Annotated in this window: 2 protein-coding genes; both read left to right on the top strand. The window is 70.6% G+C overall.

All coding sequences use genetic code 11. The features are described from left to right. A partial coding sequence (locus ACZ7HQ_RS45740; protein WP_471003621.1) for a class I SAM-dependent methyltransferase occupies positions 1 to 796 on the top strand: 796 nt, incomplete at its 5' end. After that, the coding region (locus tag ACZ7HQ_RS45745; RefSeq protein WP_471003624.1) for a class I SAM-dependent methyltransferase at positions 796 to 1,165 on the top strand (370 nt) is incomplete at its 3' end. The genes ACZ7HQ_RS45740 and ACZ7HQ_RS45745, both read left to right, overlap by 1 nt.

The following is a 1,165-nucleotide window of genomic DNA, read 5'->3' on the forward strand; positions in this document are numbered from 1 at the left end:
AGGCCGCATCGCCTCCGAGCAGGGCCGGGCCAAGGCCGTCATCGGCCGCCAGTGCTTCGCGCACATCGACGACGTACACCGCATCCTGGACGGCGTCGACGCGGTGCTCGACGACGACGGCGTCCTGATCATCGAGGTGCCGTACCTGCTGAACCTGCTGGACGAGAACCAGTTCGACACGATCTACCACGAGCACCTGTCGTACTTCTCCCTGCACACGCTGCGGCACCTCTTCGGCGCGCACGGCCTGCGGATCATCGACGTGGAGCGGGTCGCCGTCCACGGCGGTTCGATCGCCGTCGTCGCCGCACGCGAGTCGGCCGCGCGGACCCCGGAGCCGTCGGTCGCCGCGCTGCTCGGCCTGGAGGAGGAGCGCGGACTGCTGACCGAGGCCCCCTACCGGGCCTTCGCCGAGCGGGTGACGCACGTGACCGAGGCGGTCCGCACGCTCGTCCGCGGCCTGGCGGCGGACGGCCACCGCGTGGCCGGCTACGGGGCACCGTCCAAGGGCACCCAGCTGCTGATGGCCTGCGGTCTGACCGCTGACGACATCACCGTCTGCGGCGACACCACGCCCCTCAAGCACGGCAAGCTGTTGCCGGGGAACCGCATCCCCGTCCTTCCGCCGGACGAGGTCGCCGCCACCGAACCGGACTACTACCTCCTCCTCGCCTGGAACTACACCGACGAGGTCGTCCGCAAGGAGCACCGCTTCCTCGAGGCGGGAGGGAAGTTCATCGTTCCCATCCCGGAGCCCAGGATCATCTCCGCCCAGTCAGCGAAGGAGCTCGTCTGATGGAGTACGGCCCCGAGCACGCGAAGTTCTACGACCTCGTGTTCCGCAGCCGCGGCAAGGACTTCGACCTGGAGGCCCGCGGGCTCACCGAGCTGATCCTCGCCGCCCGCCCCGACGCCGTATCGCTCCTGGACGTGGCCTGCGGCACCGGCGCCCACCTGGAGACGCTCGCCACGCTCTTCGGCCACGTGGAGGGCCTGGAGTACGCGCCCGCGATGCTGGAGCAGGCGGCCGGCCGGCTACCCGGCGTCCCGCTGCACGCCGGTGACATGCGCTCGTTCGACCTGGGCCGCACCTTCGACGCGGTCACCTGCATGGGCAACGCGCTCGGCGAGATGGGATCCGTCACCGAGCTCAAGGCCGCGGTGT

The sequence above is a fragment of the Streptomyces sp. NPDC037290 genome (assembly GCF_055603245.1).